Raw genomic sequence first — 25,484 nt, 5'->3', positions numbered from 1 at the left:
CGCCTACTCTCCGCCTTCGAGGGCACGGGCGATGCCGGCCCGGGTCGTGATGCCGAGCTTGGGGAAGACGCGGTAGAGGTGCGCGCCGATCGTGCGCGGTGACAGACCGAGCCGCTCACCGATCTGGCGGTTGGTCAGCCCTTCCGCCGCGAGTTCGGCGATACGTGTCTCCTGCGCCGAGAGGGAAGGGTGCCGGTGTTCTCCGGTCGGTCCGCCGGGTGCCCTGGCGGCCGCCGTCGCCGCGGTGAGTTCCTGGGATGTCTGGGCGGCCCAGGGCGTGGCGCCGAGACGGTTGAACACGGTCAGCGCGGCCCGGCCGTGCGCGGCCGCCCGGTCGGGCCGACCGTGGCGTCGGAGCCACGCGGCGTGGGCCAGATGGGTGCGGGCGAGCGGGAAAGGCCAACTCTCCGCGCCGGGCAGGGCGTACACGGCCTCGTACCGCTCCGCCGCCTCGTCCTCCTCAGCGGCGAGGGCCTCGGCGACGGCCACCAGGAAGGCGTGGTGCGCTGACGTGCGGGCGAGACCGGACGAGCTGACCGCGCGGAGGTGGCGTCGGGCCTCCGCTCGCCGTCCGCTGTCGACTGCCGCCTGTATGCAGTCGACGAGCGACAGATGGAGCCACGGGCTGCGGACGGGGAGTTCACCGGGCGGCAGGAGAGCGCGTGCGTGGTGCCACGCCTCCTCGGCGAGACCGTGCCCGAGTGCACACAGCAACTTCGCCGCGCGCAGGCGCTCGGTGACCAAGCGCAGGCCGTGGGCTCCGGCGGACATGCCGAGCGCGGGCTCCAGTGCGGCGACTCCGGCCCGCTCCCCGCGAGCGGCGAGGATCTGTGCGGTGTTCTGCAGGAACAGCATCTCGGTCAGTGCGTAACCGTGGTCCGCGGAGGTGCGGGCGCCCGCGCGGGACGCCGTCAGGGACGCGTCCCAGCGGCCGTGCAGGAAGTCGTCATGGGCGCGCAGGCTGTCGATGAACGTCTGCGTCGCGTACGCGTGGCGGCGCGCGAAGGCGCTCCAGAGCGCGTCGTGCTCGCCGACCGCGTCAACGGCGGCGGCCGCCCACAGGAGCAGCCAGGCGGCAGTGGTCTCTCGGTCGGCGGGCAGGGCCTCGATGGTCTCGCGGAGCCGGAGCGGCACCTCGTGGGTGGGCTTCCGAAGCGACGCCTCGTGGGTGGCCCGCCCAGGGCCGGACCAGGCCTCGAGACACAGCGCCGCCGCCGGAGAGGCCTGCACCGCGTGACGTTCGACGGCGGCCCACGCCCGCTCGTCCCCGGTGAGAACGGCCGCGACGAGGAGGAGGAAGAGCATCGGCTCGCGGAGCCCGGCCCGCTCGTCCTGCCGGTCCTCGGCTTCCGGTGACGCCTGCGGCGCGTCCAGCACGGCGGGCAGCAGTTCGATCGCGGGGTTCGGGTCGGCGTCGAGCTGAAGGCGGGCGTAGGCGACGGCGAAGGCGTACGGGGCGGCGGGTTCGGGCTTTCCCGGGCAGGCCTCCGTCTCTGCCTCGGCGACGAGTTCCGCCGCGAGGTGCGGGCGGCCGCTCCGTACGGCGCCGGCCGCGGCGGCGACCAGGCGGGCAGTTCTGCTCGCCGGGTCCGGGCTCAGCCGGGCCGCCCGGGCCATCAGCTCTGCCGCCTCCGGGTCACCGCCCTGGGCGGCCATGCTGTCGGCCTCCGCGTGCAGCAGTGCGGCCAGTTCGCCATCGGTGCCGAGCGCGGCGGCGGCCAGGTGCAGGGCGCGGCGGGGGCTCTCGGTGGGCAGGGCGTCCGCGAGCAGCCGGTGTGCGGCACGCCGCTCGGCCGGTGAGGCGATGTGCACCAGACAGGCGCGCACCAGCGGATGGTGGAACACCACGACGCCGCTCTCCGCATCGGTGTGCGCGAGACCGGAGTCCTCGATGTGCTCGGCAATCTCTGTCCACGGCGTGCCCGAGGCACGGTCGGCCATGTCCCGCAGCACGGCGCCACGTGGAGCGGACGCGTCGTCGAGAGCGGCCACCAGCAGGAGTCGCCGCACGGCATCGGGCAGGGCGCGCAGCCTGTCCTCGTACAACCGTCCGAGGCGCTCGCCCAGCGGCAGTACGTCGAAGGGTTCGGTCAGTCCGAGCGGGGCGGGGCCCGCGAGGAACTCGGCGCGGTCGGCGGCCACGCGCCGCAGTTGTTCGGGGAGTTCGTGCAGGGCGAGCGGGTTGCCGCCGGCGGCCCGCAGCACCCTGCGGCGCGCCCCGTCGGGCAGGGCGGGGTGGATGGTGCGCAGGAGCCGCTCGGCCTGCGGCCCGTCCAGCGGCGGCAGGTCGATCACCCGTCCCGGCAGGCCCTGGGTGGCGTCGCGCTTCTCTCTGACGGCGGCAGGCGTGCGGCCTGCCGGGTCGCCCGCCCGCCGGGTCGCGGCGATGGCGACGACGGGCAGCGGGGCCAGATGACGTTGTACGTATCCGAACACGGCGACGCTCGACGAGTCGGCCCACTGCAGGTCGTCCAGGAGAACCACCGCGGGGCGGCGCGCGGCGGCGTGGGCGAGCAGGGTGAGGGCGGCGCTCGCCACGGTGAAGCCCTCGGGCGGCGCCCCTTCCCGCATCCCCAAGGCACTCTCCAGGGCGTGCCGTTGCTCCTCGAAGAGGCCCCGCGCGTCGTCGAGCAGCGGCCAGAGGACCTGGTGGAGGGCGGCGAACGGCAGCCCGGCCTCCGCCTCGGCCCCGGTCATCCGCAGCACGCGCAGACCGGCACGACGGGCTGTCGCCTCGGCCGACCTCAGCAGCGCGGTCCGCCCCGTGCCGGGGTCGCCGCGCAGGATCACCGAGGTGCCGGTGGAGCCGATGTCCGCCAGGGCGGCGTCGATGACCGCGACCTGGGCTTCACGCCCCACCAGATGAGGGCCGTCGTGACCCGTCTGCTCTGCAGCGTCAGGGCCCATCAGCGTTTCAGCACGCTGTCCAGCCATTCCACGACCTCAGGGGCCACCGGGTCGGCGAGATCGGCGAACTCCTCGTGCTTCTCCAGGAACTTCGCCACGTAGGGGCAGACGGGCACGATGCGCAGGCCCGCGCTCCGCACGTCGTCCAGTGCTTCTCGTACGAGGGTCGAAGCCAGGCCCTGTCCCGCGTAGGCGTCGTCGATCTCGGTGTGGAAGAACACGCGCCGGTCGTCCCGGTCGCGGTACGCGGTGAATCCCGCGGCCTTGCCCTCGACCAGGATCTCGTACCGGTGCCTGGCGTCCACACGTCGAACCACCGGAGCCGCTGCGGGCTGCGTCATTGTCGTACTGCCTTTCAGTGGCGCCGACCGATGAAATACCACCACATCTTAAACAGTTCCGGCGTCTGCCCAGGTCAAGAGCCTGGGAGGGGGTATCAGTGACCGCGTCCGACGCCTCGGCGGATCGCGGTCTCCACGGGAGAGTAGGGGTCCCCATCGGGACGTTCGACGTTCGGGCCCCGACCCGGCTTGGGAAGCAGCGGCGGCTGCGCCATGAAGCGGGGTTCGGCTCCTCGGTGAGGTTGCGCGGCGTGTACGAGGAAGGGATGGCAGAGGTAGACGTCACCGGCCCGGCCCGTGGCGAGGGCGACCGGTCGGTGCTCGGTGGCGGGCACGGCGCGCTCGGCGAGTCGCATGAAGGGCAGACCGCCCTCGCGTTCGGGGGCGAGGAGTGCGGCGACGTCCAGGTGGGACCCGACACGGATCCGGGTGGGCGCGTCGTCCTTCCCCACGTCGGACATGAGGAACAGCATCAGCAGCCACCGCCCGCGAGAGGCGACGTTCACCCGGTAGGACAGGAAGTCGGCGGGGTCGTCTCCCGGGTAGCTCGCGTCGATGTGCCATCCGTCGTCGCCCGGTTCCTGGTCGCTGGGGAACCGCACCGGGAACGTACCGAGTCCGCCGAGAGGAGCCCAGCGCCCTTCGCCGACGAGGGCGTCGAACGCGGCATGCAGGCGGGGCGAGTCGGCGGCGGCCCGGAAGGGCTCCTGCGTATAGGCGCCGAGCCGCACCACGGGGCTCTGCCACGTCGCGGGGTCATCGGGCTCGCCGTCGATGTCCCGCCACATGATGTCCCGGCATGCCGCCGCGAGGTCACGCGAGAACGCCCCCTCCACGCGGAGGAACCCCTTCTCCACGAACTCGGACACGTCGTCGTCGCTGATCACCGATGTACTCATGCCGTGAGCGTGTCATCGGGGCGAGGTCGCCCACCCGACAGTTCCCGCACGGCTGCTGTCGGGCGGCACGGCTAGAACACCGACCAGCCCGTCACCGTGGTGAAGTGGTCGAGCGCCGCCACGCCCGCCACGGAGTTGCCGTAGCTGTCCAGGCCCGGGCTCCAGACGCACAGGGTGCAGCGTCCCGGGATGACCGCGACGATGCCGCCGCCGACGCCGCTCTTGCCCGGCAGGCCGACGCGGTAGGCGAAGCTGCCCGCCGCGTCGTACGTACCGCAGGTGAGCATGACCGCGTTGACCTGCTTCGCCTCGCGTGCGGGCAGCAGGCGCGTGCCGTCGCCGCGCAACCCGTGCCGGGCCAGGAAGGCCCCCGCGAGCGCGAGGTCGCGGCAGCTCATACGGATCGCGCACTGCTGGAAGTAGTGTTCCAACACCGTGGAGACGGGGTTGTCGAGGTTGCCGTAGCTCGCCATGAAGTGCGCGAGAGCCGCGTTGCGGTCGCCGTGCTCGGCCTCGGATGCGGCCACCACCGGGTCGAAGGCGACATCGGGGTTGCCGCTCTCCGCGCGCAGGAACTCCAGCATCGTCGTGGCGGCGTCTCCGGTGAGGCTCTGCAGCCGGTCCGTGACGACCAGCGCGCCGGCGTTGATGAAGGGGTTCCGCGGGATGCCGTTCTCGTACTCGAGCTGGACCAGCGAGTTGAAGGGGTTGCCGGACGGCTCCGTGCCGACCCGGTCCCAGATCCGCTCGCCGCCCTCCGCCAGGACGAGCGCGAGGCTGAAGGCCTTCGAGATGGACTGGACGGAGAACGGCTCCTGCCAGTCCCCCACTCCGTGCACCTCGCCGTTGACGTCGGCGACCGCGATGCCGAAGCGCTCGGCGTCCACGCCCGCGAGCGCCGGGATGTACTGAGCCACCTGGCCGCGGCCCACCAGTGGCCGGGCGAAGGCGGCGACTTCTTCTAGAACGGCCTGGTAGTCCACAACAACCTGAGCTCTCTGCGTATACGGCGCGGCCGTATCGTCCTGAAAAGCCGCTGGTCCGGGGCTGTGTCGTCGACCGCGGCCACAGAATATCGCCCGGTGGGGACGTCCTCTTGTCCGGGATGTCGGGATGGCCTGTTCACCGCAGACGAGCGCGCAGGAACCTCCCGCCGAGCCGCACCGCCGCAAGCGTCGGCGGGCTGTCACGCAGAGCGGTCAAGGACACGAAGTCGTGGACGGTGCCCTGGAAACGCGCCGCGGTAGCGGCGACACCGGCCTGGCGCAGCCGGTGCGCGTACTCCTCCGCCTCGTCCCGTGCGACATCGGCCTCCGCGGTCACGATCAGCGCCGGCGGCAGTCCCGCCAGCTCGGCCATGCTCGCACGCAGCGGGGCCGCGGTCGGCTCGTCCCGCTGCCGGGATTCGACCGCGTACTCCCGCCAGTAGGACCGCACGGCATCCCGGGTGAGCTGGTATCCCGTGGCGAACAGCCGTTGCGACGGGCTGTCGCAGCGGGCATCGGTCAGGGGGTAGTACAGCAGCTGGGCGCGGAGCTCCGGGCCCCCACGCTCCCGGGCCAGCAGCGTCAGCCCCGCGGCAAGGGTGGCCCCGGCGCAGTCACCGGCCACCGCGAGCCGTTCGGTGTCGAGCCTGAGCGACTCGGCCTGCCCGACCGTCCAGTTCAGCAGGGCGTAGCACTCTTCAAGGGCGATCGGGTAGCGGCTCTCGGGCGTGCGGCTGTACTCGGGCACGACGGCCGCGACACCGGCTTCCCGCACCAGCTCGCTCACGAGCCACGCGTGGGTCTGCGCGTCGCCCAGCATCCAGCGGCCCCCGTGGACGTACAGCATGGTGGGGGGCCGGCCCGTGACTCCGGTCGGCCGGAAGACCCAGAAGCCCACCAGGCCGGTGGGTCCGACGGGCGCCGCGTGAAACGTGGCAGCCACGTCGAAGTCGTCGATCCGGTCCCCCTGGGCCTCCTGCAACGCCTGGCGGGCGGTCGCCGGTTCCAGCTCGTGGAGGAAGGGTGGTGTCGCCGATGCGTCGACGAGCCGTTGCACCAGGGGGTCGAGAATCACGGGCCGCGGCTGCTCGGCGTGCCTCTCCCGGTCAGGCTCCGGCCGCATTCGTTCCGCCTCTCGCTCGGGCCCCTGGGTACGGATCGTTCGCACGTCAGCTGTCGTGCAGGAGGTCCCGAAGTTGATGGCGGTTGCTGATGCCCAGCTTGGGATACACGTTGTAGAGGTGCGAGCCCACCGTACGCGGCGAGAGGAAAAGCCGTTCGCCGATCTCGCGATTCGACAGGCCGGCCGCGGCGAGCCGCGCAATCTGATGCTGCTGGGCCGTCAGCTCGGCAAGCCCCTCCGCCGGGGCCGAGGTGGCCGCGGAGGCGTCGACGGCGCCCGTCGCGCGCAGTTCGCCGCGGGCGGCTTCCGTGAGTTCCCTGGCGTCGAGCCGGGCCGCCGTCTCGAGCACCGCGGTCAGCTGTGCGCGGGCCTCCAGGGGCCTGCGGCGCCTGCGCAGCCAGATCGCGTAGTGCAGCCGGGCCCGGGCCCGTTCCATCGGCCAGGTGTCGCCCTCGGGGTTGACCAGAGCCAGCCGGAAATGGTGCTCGGGGTCCGCTGTGGCGTCGACGAGTGCCGCTGCGTGGTGCATCAGGAGCGTCATGCGGGTCGTCGGCCGCTCGCCCAGGCCCGCCCGCACCGCGTCGAGCACGCGCGCCGCCTCGCCCTTCCGGTCCACGCGCTGCGCGGCGGTGGCCAGCTCACCGACGGAGCGCGGGGGCAGGTAGGGGACGACTGGCGATCCGTCTGCACCGAACAGGGACCTGAAGTGGCGGAACGCACGCTCGGCATCCCCCAGGGCGAGCGCGTGCAGGCCGCTGGCGCGCAGCATCCTGGCCCGGGTGGCGCGGTTCTCGTCGAGGCTGACGGAGCGCCAGTGCGAGCTGGTGAACGGGATGTCCGGCAGGCTGTCGCCGCGCAGTGCGCGCAGCGTCACGTCCAGCGCCTCGAGGTCCATGTCGACACGGGGCAACCGGTGGACGACCGCCTCGGAGCGCCCTTCTTCGATCAGGGCCTGGGCCTCCGGCCATCGGCCCATGGCGATGAGGGTGTCCACGTGGTTCGGAAGCGTCCACACCCGTGAGGCCCACGTCCGGTGGGCGCCGTGCAGTGTGCTCGCCTGCCGGTACATCTCCGCGCACCGCTCCGACTCGTCGGCGTAGTACGCCACCGAGGCGTGGGTCAGCAGCCGGGTGGGTTGAGTCGGGCCGGCATGCGTTCCGGCGTGCGATCCGGACGGTGGGACCGGCGTCCGGCGAGTTCTGCCGCCCCCGCGGGCATGGGCATCGAGACCGACCGATACGTAGGCCTCCAGGGCAGCCAGGACACCGGGCCCGGTGAGGCCGGACAACTCGCACGGGTCCACGCGTTCGGTGTCTCCGGCGGGTTCAGTGCCTCCGGTAGGTGTGTCGCGTTCGGAGTGCTCGGCCCGGTCACCCCCCGGCCCGGGTGTCGCCCGGGCCAGCCGACGTGCGTGGTCGAGCAGGCGGGGCAGCTCCTCCCGATGCTCCGGCAGACCCGATTGCTGGGCGATCGCCGCCACGAGCGCCGTGAGCGCGAACGACGTGGTGGCGGTACGCGGTGGAGCGTGCCGCGACGTGTCCAGCAGGAGCCCGAAGGCTTCCCTCTGGAAGGAGAGCAGCGACAGTGCGGCGGCCATGGCACAGGCCGCGACGCAGCGCAGGTCCGGGTCGCGGGCGACCCGGGAGAACTCCGCATACAGCTCACAGACCCACTCCGGGTCCCCGAGCATGCTCGCCGCCGTCATGGCCGCGGTGAGGCGACGGGCCCGGCCCGCGTCGTTCCCGCTGAGCCGCGCCGCCTGCTCCAGTGCCCTCGCCGCGATGTAGTGGTCTCCCGCGTTCGCGGCGTGCACGGCGGTCACGCGTTCCAGTGCGGCGGCGACCTCCTCGTCGTGGCCCATCGCGGCGGCAGCCAGATGCCAGGCTCGGTACGCCGGGTTCTGGCCCTCCGCCGCCGCCAGGTCGCGGTGGGCCCGCTGCCGCAGCTTCGCAGGCACTCGTTGGAATGCCGCCGCACGCACCAGCGGATGTCCGAACGCGAGGCGGCCGTCGGCGATGCGGATCAGCCCGCCCTCCTCCGCCGGGGTCCAGACGGTGAGGTCGTCGGTGTCCAAGGCCGCCATCACGACGCGGAGTTCCTCCTCCCGGAGTGCGGCCGAGGCGTAGAGCAGCGCGCGCTGTGCGTGCTCAGGAAGGGCCTCCAGACGTGACGCGAACACCTGCGGGGCCGAGGCCGATCCGGCACCGGCGCGCGATGCCCGGTGCAGGTCCAGGATCGCCAGCGGGTTGCCCTCCGCCTGCCGCAGCAGGTCCAGCCGGAGCCGCCCCCGGGGCGCGTCGGGCTGCGCGTCCAGGAGCCGGGCCGCTGCCCCGGCGGACAACGGCCCGAGCCTGAGGACGGGAAGATCCGCCGGGACTCCGGACGGAGGGGCTTCGCCGCGTGCGGTGAACAGCATGGTCACCGCCTGGTCCGTGAGCTGCCGCCATACGGAGAACAGGACGTCCAAGGAGGCGTTGTCCCACTCCTGCACGTCGTCCACCGCCACCAGCAGGGGGTTCCTGCGCGCGAGGCGGGACAGGAGTGCCAGCGTGGCGGCGCTCAGCGCACGTCGCTCCCGCACAGCTCCCACGCCCGGCTCGTACGCGGTACGCGGTACCGGCCACCGGGCCCACGGAAACATGTCCGGCTCCTCGGACACCGGGAGCAGCAGCCGGTGCAGCGCGGCGAAGGGCGCGGGTTCCTGTCCGCCCGGGCCGCGCGTCGACAGAACCCCGGACCCTTGCGCCGCGGCCGACTCCTCGGCGAACCGCAGCAACAGGGACCTGCCGGTGCCGGTCTCCCCGAGCACGAGCAGTCCCTGCGGGCCGGACCGCGCGTCAAGGCACCGCAGGAGCCGGCTGACTTCCTCCTCACGGCCGATCGGCACAGCCGCGCGTCCCGCTTCGAACTCCGTCATCGCACTCCGAACTCGCCTTGCGGGCGGCTTCTTCCCACCCCCGCGGGAATGCTCCCAAGAGGGGGTACAGGCCGCTTCTGTCATGTGACCAGTCATGCGGGCCGAGCGCCTGGCAAGATGACATCAACGCTGTGAGCAGGTATTTCGCGGCTGACCCCGCACCACTGGGCGGTCCGGGGCAGCCGTGGGGCGGGACTGGGGAGAACATGGACGTCGGCGCCGTGGAGGCACACACGCGGAGCATCCGCGGCAGGGCCCGTGAACGGGAGCGGATCGGCGGACTCGTCGACGCCGCGGACGGCCCCGGCGCGAAGGTGCTGGTGCTGACCGGTCAGCCGGGTGCCGGCAAGAGCACCCTGCTGGAATACGCCGCCGACCTGGCAGCGGCACGAGGAAGGCGGGTGCTCCGCGTACGCAGCTGCGAAGGTGAGCAGAGCCTCGACTTCGCGGGAGTGCACCAACTGCTGCGCCCCGTCCTCCACGACATCGGCCGGTTGCCGACGCGTCAGCGCGAGGCCCTACGACACGCGTTCGGTATGGACGACGGTGACGGTATCGCCCACGGAGCCGGCGGCAGGGCCGACGGTGACGACACAGGCGACGGGGCCGGGCAGCAGATCCCTGAGCCGCTGGTGATCAGATCCGGGGTGCTCACCCTCCTCTCCGAGGCGGCGACGGAACGGCCCCTGCTCATCGTCGTCGACGACGCCCAGTGGCTGGACGTCTGCTCCCTGGACGTGCTGGCGTTCGTCGCCAGGCGTCTCGAAGGCGAACGGATCGCCCTGCTGCTCGCGGCACGGGACGAGTCGGTGCCGGCGCGCTTCGACCGCGACTTCCCCCATCTGGCGACCGGCCCCCTCGACGGGGCGGAGGCAGGCCTTCTACTGGACGACCAAGCGCGCCCGCCGCGCGGCAGGGCACGCGCCCAGATCATCGAACAGGCCGCAGGCAACCCGCTCGCACTCATCGAACTCGCCCAGGCCTTCGCCGAGGGGCGGAGCCTTCACAAGCCCGGTGCGGTCGACGCTCTGCCCCTCACCACCCGGCTCGAGCGGCTGTTCGCGGCCGAGCTGCCGGGACTTCCGCCCAAGACCCGGCACGCGCTGCTCCTGGCGGCGGCCGCCGGCACGGACCAGCTCTCCGATGTCCTGCACGCCGTGCCGGGCCTGGACGACCCCGAGGTGTGGCGGCCCGCCGAGGAGGCACGGCTCGTCCGAGTCGAGAACGGCGACGTCCGGCTGCGCCATCCGCTGATCCGCTTCGCGATCCACCAGGCCGCCTCCTTCGCCGACCGCCGTGAGGCCCATCTGACACTCGCCGCCGCGCTCGCACACGAGCCCGACCGTCGAGCCAGGCACCTCGCCGCGGCCGCGTTCGGCCCGGACGAGGAGGTCGCCGACGCCCTGGCGCAGAGCGCCGAGCGCTCCCGGCGGCGCGGCGGATACGCGGCAGCGGCCACCGCGCTGGAACGAGCGGCCGAACTCACCCCGGACACCGAGCGTCGCGCCCGGCGCCTGCTCGCCGCCGCCGTCTCCGCCATGTTCGCCGGATATCCCCAGTGGGTCGGCGAGATCGCGGCCCGGGTGGGCCCCCTGACGCAAGATCCCGAGCTGCTCGCCGAGGCCTCCCTGTGCGGAGGCTGGTCGCTGTCCGTCACCCTCCGCCATGAGGACGCGCTGCGCTTCCTGCTGCCGGTCGCCGAATCGATGGCCACCGCGGCGCCCGCCCTGGCGTTGGACGCGCTGGGGACGGCGGCGACTCCGGCGTACAACTCCGGTGACCCCTTCTACCGCGCCGAACTCCAGCGCGTCGGTGACCTGATCCCCTTGCAGCCGGACCGGAGCGACAGGCTGTGGGCCGAAGCGGTCGCCCACCCCTTCACGGAGCGGGAAGAGGCGCTGCGACGTCTGCGCGACGTGGCGGGCCCCTCCTGGGAGGGCCCGGTCTCGGACCCCACCACGCTCGGCGACCTCACCATGCTGGGGGCCACCGCCTGGATCCTGGACGAGACCGACCTGTCCGTACGGCTCCTCGGCCGGGCCATGGACCACTACCGCCCGGCCGCCACGGCCGGCGCCAACTGCACGGTCACGCAGGCACTCGCCCTCGCCCTCTTCGACAGCGGGGCATGGACGGCGGCCTGGTCCGCGGCCGAGGACGCCTACTCCCTGGCCGCGGAAGCCGGGGCGGAGAACGTCGCCGTGGGGGCGCCGATCCTCCAGGCCACGTTGCGTGCCGTCCGCGGTGACCACGCCGGTGCGCGTGAGCGGGCCGCAGCGGCCGTCCGCGGCGTCGAGCTGGGCAAGTCCCGCAGTCTGTACGTCCGGCACTGCCAGGCGCTCGGCATGGCGGCGCTCGCGGAAGGCGACCACGGAGCGGCATACGAGCACTTTCGGCGCGTCTTCACGCAGGATTCCCCTCCCGTCCCCGTGCACCACCACGCTTCGCCCTACCATCTCGCCGATCTCGCCGCGGCCGCCGTGCGCGTCGGCCGGGCGGACGACGCCCGGGCCGTGCTCCGAGCCGTCGTGGACCACGTGGGCACGCCACGCTCCAGCCGCCTGGCCACGATCGTGCACCGTGCCACGGCGCTCCTGAGCCCACCCGACGACGCTGAGCCGCACTTCCTTTCGGCGCTCACCGACCCCGCCGGCGCGCGGTGGCCCTTCGAACGCGCCCTCGCGCAGCTGGACTTCGCCGAATGGCTGCGCCGTCGCCGCCGGGTTGCGGAGGCACGCCCGCTGCTCGCGAGTGCCCTGGAGGTGTTCGAGCGGCTCGATGCCCGCCCGTGGACCGAACGTGCCATCGCCGAGCTCCGCGCGGCCGGCGTGGCCGTCGGGGCCTCCACCGCCCCGGAGGCCGTGGCCGGTCTGACGCCGCAGGAGCTGCAGATCGCCCAACTGGCCGCCGAGGGGCTGACGAACCGGGAGATAGGCGCCCGGCTCTATCTGTCCCCTCGCACCATCGGCTTCCACCTGCACAGGATCTTCCCGAAGCTCGGCATCACGGGACGCGGTCAGTTGCGGGACGTCCTCAGCCCTTGACCGGACCTCCGTCAGCCCCTCCCACCGGTGAGCTCGCTGATGGCGCGGTCGAGGTCCAGGTGGAGGTTCTCCGCTCCCTCGGGCACCAGCGCGAAGGTCCGCCGGAGAAACATGGCCACCTCCGGAACCGCCATTTCGACCAACGCCGTGCTGCTGGTGTTCCTCAGGACGATGCGCAGGAAGCTCCGATGGCAGCGGTGCCGGGGAATGACCAGCACGTCACCTGAGCCGGTCGGCCGGTGCAGTCCTTCGGTCATCAGCTTCCGGGCGAACACCCAGTCGACGGGTCTCGTCAGCGGCGCGCCGAGGGAAAGACGGACGGCGTAGGGGTCCGTCATGTCGTAGTGCAGCTCCGCGGGCAACGGTGCGGGCATGCCCTTCGGAACGCTGACGCGCGCCGTCACCGCGTACGTGACCGTGCTGAGACGCTGATCCATGAATGCCCCAAAGAATGATTGCGGAAGCGGTTTTCTACGCTCGACCATAAATTTCGGTGGCTGGCACAGGTTGTCGCGGAACGCACGGAACATGGCCCATGAATGAACTGTGTTCCGGATCGTGTCTCCACGAATGCGACTCGAATTCGACCGGTGGTCGTCCGGCGCTCATGGGCCGAAAGCCGAGCGCTGCCGTGGTGCACTGCCGGGCCCCGAACAGTGCACGGAGGGACAACTGCTGCGCCCGGCTCCTCATTAGCGTGGCCACCGCCCCGTGAGCGACCATCCGAGGAGCACCCGTGCCCAAACAGACCGTTGCCGAGCAGTACGTCGACCTCATGGCCCGCGCCGGAGTGCGCCGCATGTACGGGGTGGTGGGCGACAGCCTCAACCCCGTCGTCGACGCCGTCAGACGGCACGACGCCCTGGAGTGGGTCCAGGTCCGGCACGAGGAGGTCGCGGCCTTCGCCGCCGGCGCCGAAGCCCAGCTCACCGGCAGGCTGGCGGCGTGCGCGGGGTCCTGCGGACCGGGAAACCTGCACTTGATCAACGGCCTGTTCGACGCCCACCGTTCGATGGCTCCGGTCCTCGCGCTGGCCGCGCAGATCCCCAGCCGCGAGATCGGAACCGGCTACTTCCAGGAGACGCACCCTGACCGGCTGTTCGAGGAGTGCAGTCACTACTCCGAGCTGATCTCCTCGCCCCGGCAGATGCCGCGGGTGGTGCAGACGGCGATTCAGCACGCGGTCGGGCGGCGCGGAGTGTCCGTCGTGTCGCTGCCGGGAGACGTCGCCGCCGAGAAGTCCCCGGTGGGCGGGGCCGAACTCGCGATGCCGCTGGACCGGCCGGCGATCCGTCCCGCCGACCATGACCTGACCCGGCTGGTGGAGCTGGTGGACGCCGCCGAGACGGTGACCGTGTTCTGCGGCCGGGGTGTCGCCGGCGCCCACGCCGAGGTGATGGCGTTCGCCGAGAAGGTCAAGTCCCCGGTCGGCCACGCGCTCCGGGGCAAGGAACACATCCAGTACGACAACCCGTACGACGTCGGCATGTCCGGACTGCTGGGATACGGCGCCGCCTACGAGGCCATGCACGAGTGCGACCTGCTGATACTCCTCGGCACCGACTTCCCGTACACAAACTTCCTGCCCCGGCACGTCAGAACGGTCCAGATCGACATCCAGCCCGAACGCCTCGGCCGCCGCACCCAGTTGGACTTCGCCGTGTGGGGAGACGTCCGCGAGACGCTGCGGTGCCTGACCCCGGCCGTGCGGGAGAAGCCGTCCCGCCGGTTCCTCGACCGGATGCTGGACCGGCACGTCCACGCCCTGGAGGGCGCCGTCGGCGCCTACACCCGCGATGTCGACAAGCACACCCCCATCCACCCCGAGTACGTGGCGGCGGTCCTCGACGAAGAGGCCGCCGACGACGCGGTGTTCACCGTGGACACCGGGATGTGCTGCGTGTGGGCCGCGCGCTACCTGACACCGAACGGCCGCCGCCGCATCCTGGGCTCCTTCGTGCACGGTTCGATGGCCAACGCCCTGCCGCAGGCCATCGGCGCGCAGTTCCTCGACCGGACGCGTCAGGTGGTGTCGCTCTCGGGCGACGGCGGCTTCTCCATGCTGATGGGCGACTTCCTGACGCTGGTGCAGTACGGACTGCCCGTGAAGGTGGTCGTCTTCAACAACTCCTCCTTGGGCATGGTCGACCTGGAGATGTTGGTGGACGGGCTGCCGCCGTACGGCACCGGCTATCCGCACACGGACTTCGCGGCCATCGCCACGGCCGCCGGTGCGCGCGGCATTCGCGTCGAGAAGCCCTCGGAGGTGCGTGACGCGCTGCGTGCGGCCTTCGACCACGACGGGCCCGCCCTGGTCGACGTGGTGACCGATCCCGACGCACTTGCGATCCCGCCGAAGATCACCTCCGAGCAACTCACCGGCTTCGCCCTGTCGGCGAGCCGCACCGTCCTCACCGGTGGTGTCGGACGCATGGTGCACCTCGCCCGCGCGAACATCCGGAACATGCCGCGGCCATGAGAGACCGGGACCAGCCCGGCAGCCCCATCCCCCGAACCGACTGGACACACATGGAAGACCCGACCGGCACGACACATCACACCGCCGTACTCAACGGGATCAGGCAGCACTGGGTGACCGCCGGGCAGGGCCCGCCCGTCTACCTGCTGCACGGCTTCCCCGAGACCTGGTACGGCTGGCGCAAGCAAATACCCGTACTGGCCGAGCGGTTCACCGTGATCGCTCCGGACCTGCGCGGCTACGGAGACACGGAGAAGCCCGCCTCCGGCTACGACAAGCGGACCATGGCCAACGACATCGTCGCGCTGATGGACCATCTCGGGCACGAGAGGATCGCCCTCGTCGGCCACGACCGCGGAGCGCGCGTCGGCACCCGGTTCGCCAAGGACCACCCCGGCCGGATCGACAGGTTCGTGGCCATGGACAACATCCCCACCCGGATCATCGCCGATACCTACGACGTGAGCCTCGCCCGGCAGGGGTACTGGTTCTTCACCTTCCTCGGCGTGCCCGACCTTCCCGAGGCACTGATCTCCGGCCGTGAGGAGATCTGGCTCACCCACTTCTACCGGAGCTGGTCGTACAACCCCGACATGCTCACTCCAGAGGAGATCGCCGTCTACGTACACGCCTACCGGCAGCCGGGCGCGGTGCGCGGATCCTGCATGGACTACCGAGCCGCACCCCAGGACGTCGCCCAGGACCGGGAGGACGCCGACCAGCTCATCGACTGCCCGGTGCTGACCCTGTGGGGCGAGGACTTCAGCGCCGTCGGACAGGCATACGACGTCCTGGACGTATGGAAGGGCATCGCCCGCGACGTCCGCGGCGTGCCCATCGCCCAGTGCGGGCACCTCTGCCAGGAGGAACGCCCCGACGTCGTCAACCGGGAACTCCTCGACTTCCTGGCCGACTGGAACGGCTGACCGGGACGCCGTATCCCGGGTCCCGGCCCCGGGAAGAGCGCGCCCGCCGACGTGGACACGCTCAGGCCACAGACAGGGCGCTGACAGACAAACACCCCGGCCGGCCGTCCCTAGAGTTACTCACATCCGGTCAGCGCACAACGCACGCAACCGGCACCGGGGGCGGGACCCGCGACATCTCGCGGTATTTCCCCGACGCCGCCTCACGGCATCCCCGCCGAACACCCAACCCCACCCCACCACCCCATTGATGAGGGAGTTTCCCATGCCCAGTTCCGCCAAGCCGACCGTCGTCCTCGTGCACGGCGCTTTCGCCGACGCCTCCAGCTACGCCCAGGTCATCCCCCGGCTGATCGCCCGCGGCCTGGACGTGGTCGCCCCGGCCGTGCCCAACCGCAGCCTGATAGGGGACGCCGCCTACGTCGCCTCCGTCGTCCGGCAGATCCCCGGTCCTGTCGTCCTGGTCGGCCACTCCTACGGGGGCGCCGTCATCACCGTCGCCGGTACCGAGGACAACGTCAAGGCACTGGTCTACCTGGCCGGTTATGCCCTGGAGAAGGGCGAGAGCCTGGGCGAGCTGCAGGGCCGCTTCCCGGACAGCGACCTCGCCGCCGCGCTCGTCTACACCCCTTTCCCCATCGAGGGCTCGACGACGCCCGGCACCGACGTGTCGGTCCGTACCGACAAGTTCCCCGCCATCTTCGCCGCCGACGTCGACCCGGAGCTCGCCGCCGTCCTCGCCGTGTCCCAGCGACCGCTGGCCGCACAGGCCTTCGCCGACGCCGCCCCGGCCGCAGCCTGGAAGACCAAGCCGTCCTGGGGCCTGGTCGCGTCGTCCGACCACACCATCAACCCCGACGTGGAGCGCTACGGCTACCAGCGCGCCGGCATGACCACCGTCGAGGTCGACTCCTCCCACCTGGTGATGCTCGCCCACCCCGAGCGCGTCGTCGACCTGATCGAGGAAGCCGTACGGGCCACCTCCAGCTGACGCCGCACCCACCCCTTCGCAGATCCTCCACCCCTCCCAGAGAGCTGAACGATGAACCCACCGATCTCCCGCCGCACCGTCACCGTGTCCCTCCTGGCCGGCGCCGCCGCCCTGGGGACCGCCGGTGCCGCACAGGCCGCATCAGCCGCACAGCCGGCCACGGCCGACCGCCCCGCCGACCGGTACGGGCGCCCGGCCGCGCCCACCATCGTCCTGATCCACGGCGCGTTCGCCGACGCCTCCAGTTGGAGCGCGGTCGTCGAACGCCTGCAGCACCAGGGCCACCGCGTACTGGCACCGGCCCTGCCCCTGCGCGGACTGACGAGCGACGCCGCCTACATCCGCAGCGTGCTCGACAGCGTCACCGGACCGATCGTGCTGGTCGGGCACTCCTACGGCGGAGCGGTCATCAGCCAGGCCGCGGCCGGCCACCCGCGGGTCAAGGCACTAGTCTACGTCGCCGCGTTCGTGCCCGATGTCGGGGAGAGCGCGCTCCAGCTCACCGACAAGTTCCCCGGCAGCACGCTGGGACAGGCGACCGCCACGCAGTACTACCCGCTGCCCGACGGCGGGCAGGGAGAGGAACTGGTCATCAAGAAGGACCTGTTCCGCAAGCAGTTCGCGGCCGGTGTCCCCCGGCAGACCGCCCAGGTCATGGCCACCGGACAGCGTCCGATCACCCTGGCGGCCCTCCAGGAACCGGCCACCGCGGCCGCGTGGAAGAAGATCCCCAGCTGGTACCTCGTGGCCACCGAGGACCGCAACATCCCGCCGGCCGCCGAGCGTTGGATGGCCAAGCGTGCCCGCGCCCACACGGTCACCGTCCGCGCCCCGCACGCGGCCGCGGTGAGCGATCCCGGCCCCGTCACCGGCCTGATCCTGCGCGCGGTCCGCTCCGTCCGCTCCCACCACTGACCGGGCCGCCCCCGGACGACATACCTCGCCATGGAAAGGAGAGCCGTATGGCCCTGCTCGATCCGGAACCGGGAAAGCTGCGCCCGCGGCAGACCCGCCCCTCTGCCACCGACCGGGTGCCCGACGAACGGGCGTCGGGTACTCCCGAGGCCCTGCGGGACGACCTGATCCGCCTGCTGGGCTCCCACAAGGTGCTGCACACCCTGTCGGACCTGGTGAAGTACGCCTCGGACGCCAGCCCCTACCGCTTCGTGCCCCAAGTGGTCGTGATCGCCGAGAACGTCGAGGACGTGGCCGCGGTGCTGCGGTACGCCCACGAGCAGGACCGCGAGATCGTCTTCCGGGCGGCCGGGACCTCACTCAACGGCCAGGCCCAGGGCAAGGACATCCTGGTCGACGTGCGCCGCCACTGGACCGGCGTCGAGGTGCTGGACGGCGGGAAGGAAGCCAGGATCGGGCCGGGTACCACCGTGGGACGCGCCAACATCACCCTGTCCCGTCACGGCCGGCTGCTGGGCCCCGACCCGGCGAGTTCCAGCGCCTGCACCGTCGGCGGGGTCGTCGCCAACAACGCCTCGGGCATGACCGCCGGAGTCACCCGCAACTCCTACCGCCTGCTGTCGTCCCTCACCCTGGTCCTGCCGTCCGGCACGATTGTCGACACTGCGGCTCCGGACGCCGACGCGCGCCTCCGGGAGGCCGAGCCCGAGCTGTGGGCGGGGCTGCTGTCGCTGAAGGGCGAGATCGAGGCCGACACCGAGCTGGTCGCCCGGATCCGCGCGAAGTACGCGTTGAAGAACACCAACGGCTACCGTCTCGACGCCTTCCTGGACAGCTCCACCCCCGTGCAGATCCTGCGCGGGCTGATGGTCGGCTCCCAGGGCACGCTCGGCTTCATCGCCGAGACGGTGTTCCGGACGGTCTCCCTGGACCGGCTCACCCACACGGCGCTGTTGTTCTTCCCCGACCTCGCCGCCGCCGCGGCCGCGGTACCGCTGTTCAACGACGCCGGAGCCCGCGCCGTGGAGGTGATGGACGGCAACACTCTCCGTGCCTGTGCGAGCGTCGAGGGAGTCCCCGCCGACTGGGCGGACATCCCAGGGGACACCGCGGCACTCCTCGTGGAGTTCCGCGCCCCGGACGCGGCGGCCCGCGAGGCCCACCGGCAGGCCGCCGCCGCTGTCCTGGCGAACCTGACGCTGGTGGCCCCGGTGGCTTCCGTCACCAACCGCTTCGTCGAGGACCCGGCCACGATCCGGACGTACTGGCACGCCCGCGAGGCGTTCATGACGGCGGTCGGCAAGGCACGGCCCGCCGGGTCCACGCTGATCACCGAGGACTTCGCGGTACCGCCCGCCCGTCTGGCCGAGGCGTGTGAGGCCCTGGCCGAGCTGCAGCGCCGACACGGCTTCGACGCCGCGGTCGCCGGCCACGCGGCCCACGGCAACCTGCACTTCCTGCTCGCCTTCGACGCCGCCCGTCCGGAGGAGGTCGAGCGCTACGCCGACTTCATGGACGAGTTCTGCACCATGGTGGTACGCCGGTTCGACGGCTCGCTCAAGGCCGAGCACGCCACCGGCCGCAACATGACGCCGTTCCTCGAAGCCGAGTGGGGTGTGCGTGCGACCAGGTTGATGTGGCAGGTCAAACAGACCCTCGACCCCGCGGGGGTACTCGCCCCCGGCGTGGTCCTGAACCGCGACCCCGAAGCCCATCTCCAGGGACTCAAGACCATCCCCACCATCGAGGCGGTCGCCGACCCGTGCATCGAGTGCGGCTTCTGCGAGCCCGTCTGCCCGAGCCGCGACCTCACCACCACGCCGCGTCAACGGATCGTCCTGCGGCGCGAGATGCTGCGCCAGCCCAACGGCTCCGCCGCCCTGGAGAGCCTCCTTGAGTCCTACGGATACGACGCGGTCGACACCTGCGCCGGCGACTCGACCTGCAAGACGGCCTGCCCGGTCGGGATCGACACCGGCGCCATGATGAAGGCGTTCCGCCACCAGCGGCACTCCGAGCGGGAGGAACGGAACGCTGCCCGGGTCGCGGAGCGGTTCTCCCTCGTGGAGTCATCGGTCAGGACCGCCCTCGGCATCGCGGACCATGTCGGCGACCGGGTCCTGGGACGCGTCACCTCCGCCGCCCGCAAGGTGGTCTCGCCCGACCTGGTGCCGGCGTGGATTTCCGCCGTACCGTCCCCGGCGCGTACGCAACTGCCCGGCGCGGACCGCGGGACAGCCGTTGCCGTCTACTACGTCGCCTGCGTCAACCGAATCTTCGCGGGACCCGACGGCGTGGCCGGGCCTACCCTGCCCGAGGCGATCGTCGAGGTCTCCCGGCGTGCCGGGCGGCCGGTGTGGATACCGTCGGACATGGCCGGTTCGTGCTGCGCCACCATCTGGCACTCCAAGGGGTACGACGACGGAAACACCGTCATGGCGAACCGCATCGTCCAGCGGGCCTGGGAGTGGACCGACGCCGGACGCCTGCCGCTCATCGTCGACGCGTCGTCCTGCACACTCGGCATCGGGCAGGAGGTCACGCCGTATCTGACGGCCGAGAACGCGCGCAGACACCGCGCTCTCACCGTGGTGGACTCCGTCGTCTGGGCCGCCACCGAACTGCTGCCGCACCTCGACGTCACCGACCCGATCGACAGCGCGGTGCTCCACCCCACCTGCTCCATGCGTCACCTGAAGGACGTCGACCAGTTGCGGGCCGTCGCCGAGTTCATCGCGCGGGACGTCAGCGTGCCCGTCTACGCGGAGTGCTGCGGCTTCGCCGGTGACCGGGGGCTGCTGCACAAGGAACTGACCGAGGCGGCGACAGCACACGAGGCAGCCGAAGTCTCCTCGGGCACGTTTGACGCCTATCTGTCGGCCAACCGCACCTGCGAGCTCGGCATGGAGCACGCCACGGGCCGCCCCTACCAATCCGTGCTGCTCGCACTGGAACGTGCCACCCGACCTTCCACCTGACAGGGAGCTCGCCTTGCGCATCGCCCATCTCGCCGGCCGACTGGTCGTGATCACCCACGGCCTGGCAGCCGACGTGCACACCGCCAGCGGCGGCCTGTTCTCCTCCGACCCACAGGCGGTCTACTCCCGCTGGGACGAGTTCCGCACCTGGGCCGCCCGGGCCGACCTCGACGGCGTCCCCTTCGACCCCGCGGACCTCGGCGCTCCTGCACCGGCCCCGCGCCAGCTCTTCGCCATCGGGCTCAACTACAGGGAGCACGTCGTCGAGGCCGGATTCACCACGCCCGAGGGCATGCCGCCGGTCTTCACCAAGTTCGCGACCGCTCTCACCGGCCCGGTGACCGAGGTGACGCTGCCACGGGACAGCCACACCGACTGGGAGGTGGAGCTGGTGGTGGTTGTCGGCAAGGAAGCGCGCCGGGTGCCCGAAGCCGACGCCTGGGACCACGTCGCGGGCCTGACGGTCGGCCAGGACATCTCCGAACGCGTCCTGCAGATGGGCGGCCCTGCCCCCCAGTTCAGCCTCGGCAAGTCCTACCCGGGCTTCGCCCCGACGGGCCCCTGGCTGGTGACCCCTGACGAGTTCGATGACCCCGACGACCTGGAGTTGACCTGCGCCGTCAACGGTGAGGAGGTGCAGCGTGGCCGTACCCGGCAGCTGATCTTCTCCGTGCCGGCCCTCGTCGCCAAGCTGTCCGATGTGCTGCCGCTGCTGCCGGGAGACGTCATCTTCACCGGCACACCGGCCGGTGTCGGCCTCGGCCGCACGCCTCAGCGTTGGCTGTCCGTCGGCGACGAGCTCGTCAGTGCCGTCGAGGGCATCGGCGAACTCCGACAACGGTTCGTCGCCTGACCCTCTCCGAGTTCCGGCGTTTCCCGCGTTTCCCGTAATCGACCACCCATCGAAGACAAAGAGAAGAGACCCCCATGCCCGGATTCCTGACAGGCACGCGCACCGGCCTCCTGGCCTCCGCCGTCGCGGTGGCGCTCACCATGACCACGGCCGGCCCCACGCCGGCGGCCACCGCCGCCCCGAAGCCGCACGTGCGCTTCATGGCCCACCTGAACATGGCCGACGGACAGCGCCCGGAGAACATCACCCTGGAGCCCGGCGGCAGTGCCGTCGTCACCTTCGCCTACAGCCGTCAAGTGGCCCGCGTCCACCGCGACGGCCGCGTACAGGTCCTCGCCACTCTCCCCAAGCCCCCGGCCGGCGCGGAGACCCCTGCCCTCTCCTCGCCCTTCCTCGGCGGCATCGTCCGTACCCATGACGGAACCCTGTACTTCCTGTACGCCACCGGCAGCAGCGACCTGACCGGACTGTGGCGTCTGCGCCCCGGCGGCACCCCGCAGCGCATCGCCGCGCTCCCGGCCGACGGTCTGCCCAACGGCCTCGCCCTCGACCGGCACGAAGGCCGGTTGTACGTGGCCGACTCGGTCCTCGGCACGGTGTGGCGGGTACCCGTCACCGGGGGCAAGCCCGCCCGGTGGGCCACCGCACCCGAACTGGCCGCCACCGGGTTCCTCGGAGCCAACGGCATCAAGGTCCACAAGGGAGCGGTCTGGGTGTCCAACCTGGACAAGGGCACCGTGCTGCGCATCCCCCTCACCCGGTACGGCGCCGCAGGCCGCGTCGAGACCCGGGCCACCGGCCTGACCAACATCGACGACTTCGCGTTCACCGGCCCCGGCACCACGCTCCTGGCCGCGATCAACGCGGACAACGAGGTGGCCCGCGTCAGGCCGGACGGCAGCCACACCGTCGTACTGACCGGCGCCGACGGGCTGGAGAACCCGACCTCGCTCGCCGTGCGCGGCAACAAGGCCTACATCGCCAGCGGCGCCTACTTCACCAACAACGACCCCAACCTCCTGGCCGCCCGGATCACCCCGGCCCGCTAGAGACCCCGAACGAGAGGACAGAGCCGATGACCCAGCAGGAAACACGGCAGGCACCAGTCACCGAGCCGCCCGAGTTCGACCCCGGAACATTCCTGGTCGTCCCGGCCAGAACCTTCGAGGACCTACGCGTCGGTGAAGTCTTCCGAGCCCCCAGCCGCACCCTGACGGACGCTCACGCCGCGGCCTTTCAAACCGTCTCCGCGGACAATCACCCGGTGCATTACGACGCCGAATGGGCACGCAAGCACGGGCACTCGGCACCGGTGGTGCACGGCCTGCAGGTGCTCGCCTTCACCGCGCCGGGCGCCACCCTGTTCCCCCACTTCATCGGAGAGGTGTTCATCAGCTTCCTCGAACTGTCCTGCACCTTCCTGGCCGAAGTGCACTCCGGAGACACCCTGTACCCGGCGCTCACCATCACCGGCCTGGAGCATCAGGACGACAACGGGGTCGTGGTCACCGCGGCCACCATCCACAACCAGCGCGGCGAGCTCGTGCTGTCCGGCCGGCACAAGTACCTGTTGCGGCGGCGAAGTGAGGAGGCGACGTAACGTACGGCAGACCAGTCGGCCGACTGATGCGTCCGTCCCCGGCGCGAAGGCACGCTTGCCCACATGTCAGCAATCTTTACCGGACCGCAGATGCGTCGTCGACAAGTGACCGGCACGGACGGCCTCGGCTCGCTGCGGGCCTCCGTGCTGTGTTCCGACGACAGGCAGACCGCCGTCCCGCCCTGGCTGTCGGAGGCCGGCCACGAAGATGTCCTGTACGTCGCCCTGCATGTCCACGGTTCAGTCGCGGTCTGTCACGACGGAGGCGACGCCTTCCTGCAACCGGGTGACATGGTCTTCTGCGACACGCGGCTGCGTGACGCCCCTCGCTTCGGCGAGCAGTTCCGGCTGACGGTCTTCCGTGTGCCGCGACGCCACCTGGAGGTCGCCGAGTCCGATCTGCGCCGGGTCATGGGGGCGCCTCTCCGCTGCGGAGACGGTGTGGGAGCGCTGGTGTCGAGCTTTCTCTCCGCGCTCGCCGCTGAGACGGCGTTCCACCAGACGCGCATCGGCCACCGGCTCGCCCGCAACGCCGTGGATCTCCTCGCCGCACTCGTCACGGAGTTCGTCGAGGAGGAGCACGCCGACGCCTCAGACGTCGGTGCGCAGACGACGCTCTCACGCATCCGGACCTTCATCGAGCTGCACCTCGCCGATCCGGACCTTTCACCGGAGTCGATCGCGCGCGCCCACCACATCTCCGTCCGCTATCTGCACAAGCTCTTCCGGAGCGAGGGCACGACAGTGAGCCGGCTCATACGGCTGCGCCGACTCGAGGCCTGCCGACACGAGCTGAGCCGGGCACCGGAGCGCAGGCTCGCCGTCGCCGCCGTGGCGCACCGTTGGGGTTTCGCCAGCGCGTCACACTTCAGCCGGGTGTTCCGGGCCACGTACGGCATGTCGCCCACGGAGTGGCAGACTTCGGCGTGACGGCAGCCGGTCGTCGTGCCGACCGGCTGCCGGGCTGGGTCGGCCAGGACCGAGCGTCAGAGCTTGCGCAGCTTGGTCGTGTAGACGTGGTTGGCGATCTTGTCACCGAGTACGAGGCCGTCCTCGGCGTCCCACGGGAAGTGGACGCCGAGCCAGACCCGGCTCTGGGCGTCCTCCTGGGCGGCCTGGCTGAAGCTGGTGAAGGAGCGCGACTTGATCGGGGACTGCGGTTCGTCGGTGGTCATGGTGAAGGCGATGTCATCGTTGCGGAAGTAGCGCTTCATCACGCCGGCCCAGGCGGCGCCGAAGGTGGCGTGTCCGGAGGCCCAGGCCGGGAAGCACGGGGTGACGTTGACTCCCGCCCGTGTCTTGAGCAGGGGCTTCCACTGGGGGTCGAGGCCGCTGTCGCGGATGGCGGAGACCGGCCGCCACAGGTCGATCGGGGTCAGGTACTTCACGTCCCGCACCGCGATGCCGGCGTCCGCCATCGCGATGGAGACGAGCGCGAACAGACGGGAGTTCTCGTACGTGTTGAGCTTCTGCTGGGTCGCGACCTCACGCGTGGCCTGGAGCAGCTGCCCCGGCGGCTTGTACGTGCCGTCCTCGTCGTTCGCCCAGAACCAGGCCACCGCTTCCTGCTCCGGGGTGCGGTTGATCGCGGGGGTCCTGGCGGTGGGCTCGTCGGCGCCGGCCTTGCGCACCACCTCGACCTGCTGCTTGTACGCGTCGCTGGCCAGCAGCTTCTCGTAGGTGCCGTACAGGCCGGGAGTCGGCGGCCGGAACTGCGAGCCCGAGGTCAGCGCGAAGGGTTTGACCTGCCCCCAGAACGGGGTCACGGCCTGGCTGGCCTGGTTGCAGCCGGGGTCGACCATGTCGGGGTAGCTGGTGGGCCGCCAGGCGCCGGGCTTGTTGTCCGCGACGTACTTCTCGTCGTTGTCGGATCCGTCGGCGTGCCGGGCGTCCCGCATCTGCTTGACCATCGGCCCGACGATCGTGGTGTCGAGGAGGTCGAACCCGGTCGGCTCGGTGCCGAAGCGTTCGCGGAACCGTGCGTCCAGGTAGTGGGTCTGCTCTGGGTAGAGCCCGAGCAGAATGTTGTACGCCGTCCGCCCGACGACGCGCTCCTCCTCGTCAGGCCCCTCTACCCAGCCCGCGTATTTGTCGGCGCGTATGTAGGGCTCGGAGGTGATCTTGCCCTTCCACTTGAGCTGGTACGAGGACTCCGCGTCGTAGATGGCGGCGTTGAGCATCGCGGCGGACCTGGCCATCGGGCCGGGACCACCGCCCTCTCTTCGTACGACCTCCATGAGCACGTCGTTCCAGAAGTGCACCGGGTCCGCGATGGTCTGCGGCGGCAGCGCCGCATGGGCTTGCTGCGGCACCGCGGTCAGCGTGGTGCTCGCGGCGGTCAGAGCCGCGGCGACCACCAGAGTCCGGCGCCAGCGTGCCGTCCGCTTGCCGTTGCCGGTCCGTATGTGCGCGGTCATGCTCAAACCCCCTGGGACGGTCCGTGTCGAGCTCCACCGGAGCGGTGGCGGCGAGATCCTCGCCCCAACGCACCGATGGCACAGACCACTCCCGGCGGAATGTCCGGC

18 protein-coding genes are annotated in these 25,484 nt (G+C 71.4%); 10 read left to right on the top strand and 8 right to left on the bottom strand.

Annotated elements, in window-relative coordinates:
* Nucleotides 1–3 precede the first annotated feature (3 nt).
* The 6 genes from ACZ56E_RS05840 to ACZ56E_RS05815 all read right to left on the bottom strand — a co-directional run bounded on the left by ACZ56E_RS05840 (nt 4) and on the right by ACZ56E_RS05815 (nt 9,173).
* Nucleotides 4–2,859 carry a helix-turn-helix transcriptional regulator gene (locus tag ACZ56E_RS05840; RefSeq protein ID WP_471211421.1) on the bottom strand — a complete coding sequence of 952 codons (2,856 nt, stop codon included), beginning with the start codon at nt 2,857–2,859 and terminating at the stop codon, nt 4–6.
* A 47-nt stretch (nt 2,860–2,906) separates the two neighbouring features.
* Nucleotides 2,907–3,248 carry a GNAT family N-acetyltransferase gene (locus ACZ56E_RS05835; protein ID WP_471211419.1) on the bottom strand — a complete coding sequence of 114 codons (342 nt, stop codon included), beginning with the start codon at nt 3,246–3,248 and terminating at the stop codon, nt 2,907–2,909.
* Between the two features lie 95 nt (nt 3,249–3,343).
* A complete protein-coding gene (locus tag ACZ56E_RS05830) occupies nt 3,344–4,147 on the bottom strand; it encodes a phytanoyl-CoA dioxygenase family protein (RefSeq protein WP_471211417.1) in 804 nt (267 codons plus the stop codon).
* A gap of 71 nt (nt 4,148–4,218) precedes the next feature.
* A complete protein-coding gene (locus ACZ56E_RS05825) occupies nt 4,219–5,130 on the bottom strand; it encodes a glutaminase (protein WP_468611120.1) in 912 nt (303 codons plus the stop codon).
* A 139-nt stretch (nt 5,131–5,269) separates the two neighbouring features.
* On the bottom strand, nt 5,270–6,208 hold the full coding sequence (locus ACZ56E_RS05820; protein ID WP_471211415.1) for an alpha/beta hydrolase: 939 nt from the start codon (nt 6,206–6,208) through the stop codon (nt 5,270–5,272).
* A 94-nt stretch (nt 6,209–6,302) separates the two neighbouring features.
* A complete protein-coding gene (locus tag ACZ56E_RS05815) occupies nt 6,303–9,173 on the bottom strand; it encodes a helix-turn-helix transcriptional regulator (protein WP_471211413.1) in 2,871 nt (956 codons plus the stop codon).
* A 206-nt stretch (nt 9,174–9,379) separates the two neighbouring features.
* On the opposite strand from ACZ56E_RS05815, the gene ACZ56E_RS05810 reads away from it, so the two are divergent.
* Nucleotides 9,380–12,217, top strand: a complete 2,838-nt coding sequence (locus ACZ56E_RS05810; RefSeq protein ID WP_471211411.1) for an AAA family ATPase — start codon at nt 9,380–9,382, stop codon at nt 12,215–12,217.
* An 11-nt stretch (nt 12,218–12,228) separates the two neighbouring features.
* Here the strand turns inward: ACZ56E_RS05810 and ACZ56E_RS05805 are convergent, their stop codons facing one another.
* Nucleotides 12,229–12,654, bottom strand: coding sequence for an SsgA family sporulation/cell division regulator (locus ACZ56E_RS05805; protein ID WP_471211409.1), 426 nt, complete (start codon nt 12,652–12,654; stop codon nt 12,229–12,231).
* A gap of 299 nt (nt 12,655–12,953) precedes the next feature.
* Between ACZ56E_RS05805 and ACZ56E_RS05800 the strand changes: the two genes are divergently transcribed.
* The 9 genes from ACZ56E_RS05800 (at nt 12,954) to ACZ56E_RS05760 (ending at nt 23,889) form a co-directional block, all read left to right on the top strand.
* A complete protein-coding gene (locus ACZ56E_RS05800) occupies nt 12,954–14,696 on the top strand; it encodes a pyruvate dehydrogenase (RefSeq protein WP_471211407.1) in 1,743 nt (580 codons plus the stop codon).
* A 50-nt stretch (nt 14,697–14,746) separates the two neighbouring features.
* The gene (locus tag ACZ56E_RS05795) at nt 14,747–15,622 is read left to right on the top strand and encodes an alpha/beta fold hydrolase (protein WP_471211405.1); all 876 of its coding nucleotides are present in this window, start codon (nt 14,747–14,749) and stop codon (nt 15,620–15,622) included.
* 265 nt (nt 15,623–15,887) lie between these two features.
* Nucleotides 15,888–16,613: an alpha/beta fold hydrolase gene (locus tag ACZ56E_RS05790; protein ID WP_471211402.1), complete on the top strand. Its 726-nt coding sequence runs from the start codon at nt 15,888–15,890 to the stop codon at nt 16,611–16,613.
* Nucleotides 16,614–16,664: 51 nt separating this feature from the next.
* Nucleotides 16,665–17,528: an alpha/beta fold hydrolase gene (locus tag ACZ56E_RS05785; protein ID WP_471211400.1), complete on the top strand. Its 864-nt coding sequence runs from the start codon at nt 16,665–16,667 to the stop codon at nt 17,526–17,528.
* Between the two features lie 47 nt (nt 17,529–17,575).
* Nucleotides 17,576–20,506, top strand: coding sequence for an FAD-binding and (Fe-S)-binding domain-containing protein (locus ACZ56E_RS05780; RefSeq protein ID WP_471211399.1), 2,931 nt, complete (start codon nt 17,576–17,578; stop codon nt 20,504–20,506).
* A gap of 13 nt (nt 20,507–20,519) precedes the next feature.
* Nucleotides 20,520–21,359, top strand: a complete 840-nt coding sequence (locus tag ACZ56E_RS05775) for a fumarylacetoacetate hydrolase family protein (RefSeq protein WP_398304771.1) — start codon at nt 20,520–20,522, stop codon at nt 21,357–21,359.
* Nucleotides 21,360–21,433: 74 nt separating this feature from the next.
* Nucleotides 21,434–22,408 (top strand): SMP-30/gluconolactonase/LRE family protein, encoded by a 975-nt coding sequence (locus ACZ56E_RS05770; protein WP_471211396.1) that lies wholly within the window; start codon nt 21,434–21,436, stop codon nt 22,406–22,408.
* Nucleotides 22,409–22,434: 26 nt separating this feature from the next.
* The gene (locus tag ACZ56E_RS05765) at nt 22,435–22,959 is read left to right on the top strand and encodes a MaoC family dehydratase (RefSeq protein WP_471211394.1); all 525 of its coding nucleotides are present in this window, start codon (nt 22,435–22,437) and stop codon (nt 22,957–22,959) included.
* A 63-nt stretch (nt 22,960–23,022) separates the two neighbouring features.
* On the top strand, nt 23,023–23,889 hold the full coding sequence (locus tag ACZ56E_RS05760; RefSeq protein WP_471211392.1) for a helix-turn-helix domain-containing protein: 867 nt from the start codon (nt 23,023–23,025) through the stop codon (nt 23,887–23,889).
* Nucleotides 23,890–23,945: 56 nt separating this feature from the next.
* Here ACZ56E_RS05760 and ACZ56E_RS05755 read toward each other — a convergent pair whose 3' ends face one another.
* Nucleotides 23,946–25,376, bottom strand: coding sequence for a vanadium-dependent haloperoxidase (locus ACZ56E_RS05755; RefSeq protein ID WP_471211389.1), 1,431 nt, complete (start codon nt 25,374–25,376; stop codon nt 23,946–23,948).
* Between the last annotated feature and the right edge of the window lie 108 nt (nt 25,377–25,484).

Source organism: Streptomyces sp. NPDC039480 (genome assembly GCF_055597165.1).
This window is presented reverse-complemented; position numbering and strand designations above follow the sequence as displayed.